The sequence below is a fragment of the Rhizobacter sp. P2_H2 genome (genome assembly GCF_056403375.1).
Genome location: NZ_JBFUFP010000939.1, coordinates 1 through 2136, shown reverse-complemented (window position 1 = coordinate 2136; position 2136 = coordinate 1). Strand labels below are relative to the sequence as shown.

Below are 2136 nucleotides of genomic sequence, written 5' to 3'. Positions count from 1 at the left end.
CCACCGAGGAGGGGACAAAGATGCTGAAAGTCATTTGCCCCGAGCGATGTGCGGACCAAGAGCTTGCCGCTGAAGTCTGGTTCCTGACTTTCAAGGATGGCTCTTCCACGCCTGCGTCGCGAATGCGCTTGTAGGCTCGGCCGGTGTCAGGCCGGCAGCCCGAACAACTCCGACAGCGCCTGCCGCATCGGCGCTTCGCCGACCGCATGCGTGTCGTGGTGCGACCCGCCCGGCACCAGCACGAAGCGCTTGGCCGACACCGCCGCGTCGTACAGCGCGCGACCCAGTGCATGCGGGATCAGCTGGTCGTCGTCGCCATGCACCACCAGCACCGGGGCCCGCACCGCGCCGATCTTCTGCGCCGCGTCGAAACGCTGCGTGATGAAGCGGCGCACCGCCGACCAGCCGAAGCTGAAGCTCGCGACCACGTCGGACAGCGACGTGAAGCTGCTCTCGATGATCAGCCCGGCCGCGTCGTCGACCTCGGACGCCAGGTGGATCGCGATCGCACCGCCCAGCGAGTGGCCGAAGAGGTAGCGCGCCTGGCCCGGTTGCCGGGCGCCGAGCCACTGCCACGCGGCGCGGGCGTCTTCATAGGCGCTGGCCTCGGACGGCAGCTCGCCGCCGCTCTTGCCGAAGCCGCGGTAGTCGATCGCCAGCACCGAAAACCCGAGCCGCTGCAGCCGGCGCATGCGCTCGGCGCTGCAGGTCACCTCGTGCTGCGCGCCGTGCAGGTACAGCATCAACGGCGCCTTCGGATCGGGGTTCGCCAGCCACAGGCCATGCAGCCGCACCGGCTGCCCGCTGAGCTGCGAGTCGAAGCCGATCCACACCTCCTGCATGTCCGAGAGCCGGCGCAGCGCGCGTGCCTGCGACCAGCGGTTGCGCTTGTTCGGCCGGAAGATCCACTTGCGCTGCTGCGTGTCGATCAGCCGGTCGCCGGCCACCGCGGCGAACGCGGTCAGCGCGGCGGCAGGCCAGCCGGCACGGGTGAGGGCATAGGGGAGCTGCATGGCCAGATCTTCGGCTGCAGCGCCCTTTGCTTGAATCCCCGGATCACGCTCCCCGCGTTCAAGTGGCCATAGTTCGCGTTCGGCTCAATGCGCCTGCGCTTCGAGCAGCTGCACCGTCTTGTTGGGCAGCTTGATGCCGCTCTTCTCGCGCTCGGCGCGCGCCTCGTGGCACATCTTCATGCCGGTGTGGTGCTCCAGGATCTCGGCCACCCAGTCGACGAACACCCGCACCTTCGACGACAGGTGGCGGTTCGACGGGTACACGACGTGGAACGGGATCTCGTCCGACAGCCAGTCGCACATCAGCAGCTCCAGCACCCCGCAGCTCGGGTACTGGCGGAACATGTAGGTCGGCAGCCGGCCGACGCCCAGGCCCGCCAGGCAGGCGTCGACGTAGGCGTTGGAATCGTTCAGCGTCAGCGGGCTGTCCACCGGCAGCAGGATGCGCTCGCCGTTGCGCACGAACTCCCAGTCGAACACCTGGCCGGTGCGCAGCGAGAAATAGTTCAGGCAGGTGTGCTTCTTCAGGTCGAGCGGGTGCTCCGGGCGGCCGTGGCGCGCCAGATAGCCGGTGGTCGCGCAGGTCACCAGGTTCATCGTGCCGACCCGGCGCACCACCACCGACGGGTCCGACACCTCGCCGACGCGCAGCGCGCAGTCGATACCCTCGCTCAGCAGGTTCAGCGGCCGGTCGCTGCAGCCCAGCTCCAGCTCGATGTCGGGGTAGCGCTCGAAGAACGACGGCAGCAGCGGGATGAGCAGCCGGCTCGCCACCGCGGTGCTCACGTCGACCCGCAGCTTGCCGCGCGGCGAGGCCTGGCTGGACGAGAACGACTCCTCGGCGTCACGAAGATCCTCGAGGATGCGAACGCAGCGCTCGTAATAGGCGGCGCCGTCTGCCGTCACCGACACCTTGCGCGTCGTGCGGTGCAGCAGCCGCACCTTCAGGTGGCCTTCCAGCTCGGCCACGCTGGCCGAGAGCGTCGCCTTCGGCATGTTCAGCAACTCCGCTGCACTGGTGAAACCGCCGGTGTTGACCACGCCGACGAAGGCTTGCATGGCTTTGATGGTGTCCATTGTCTTGAATCCTGAACAGTCATTCCGCAAAACGCTACTTTATAAC

Annotated in this window: 2 protein-coding genes; both read right to left on the bottom strand. The window is 67.7% G+C overall.

The genetic code is table 11. The features are described from left to right. Nucleotides 1–146: 146 nt before the first annotated feature. Nucleotides 147–1013, bottom strand: a complete 867-nt coding sequence (locus AC1D15_RS28475; protein ID WP_465111796.1) for an alpha/beta hydrolase — start codon at nucleotides 1011–1013, stop codon at nucleotides 147–149. A gap of 84 nt (nucleotides 1014–1097) precedes the next feature. Beyond that, nucleotides 1098–2090, bottom strand: a complete 993-nt coding sequence (locus AC1D15_RS28470) for a LysR family transcriptional regulator (RefSeq protein ID WP_082004304.1) — start codon at nucleotides 2088–2090, stop codon at nucleotides 1098–1100. Nucleotides 2091–2136 lie beyond the last annotated feature (46 nt).

Bases quoted from the DNA above. Each gene is read 5' to 3' on its own strand.
- AC1D15_RS28475 (WP_465111796.1), bottom strand. From the start codon at position 1,013: ATGCAGCTCCCCTATGCCCTCACCCGTGCCGGCTGGCCTGCCGCCGCG.
- AC1D15_RS28470 (WP_082004304.1), bottom strand. From the start codon at position 2,090: ATGGACACCATCAAAGCCATGCAAGCCTTCGTCGGCGTGGTCAACACC.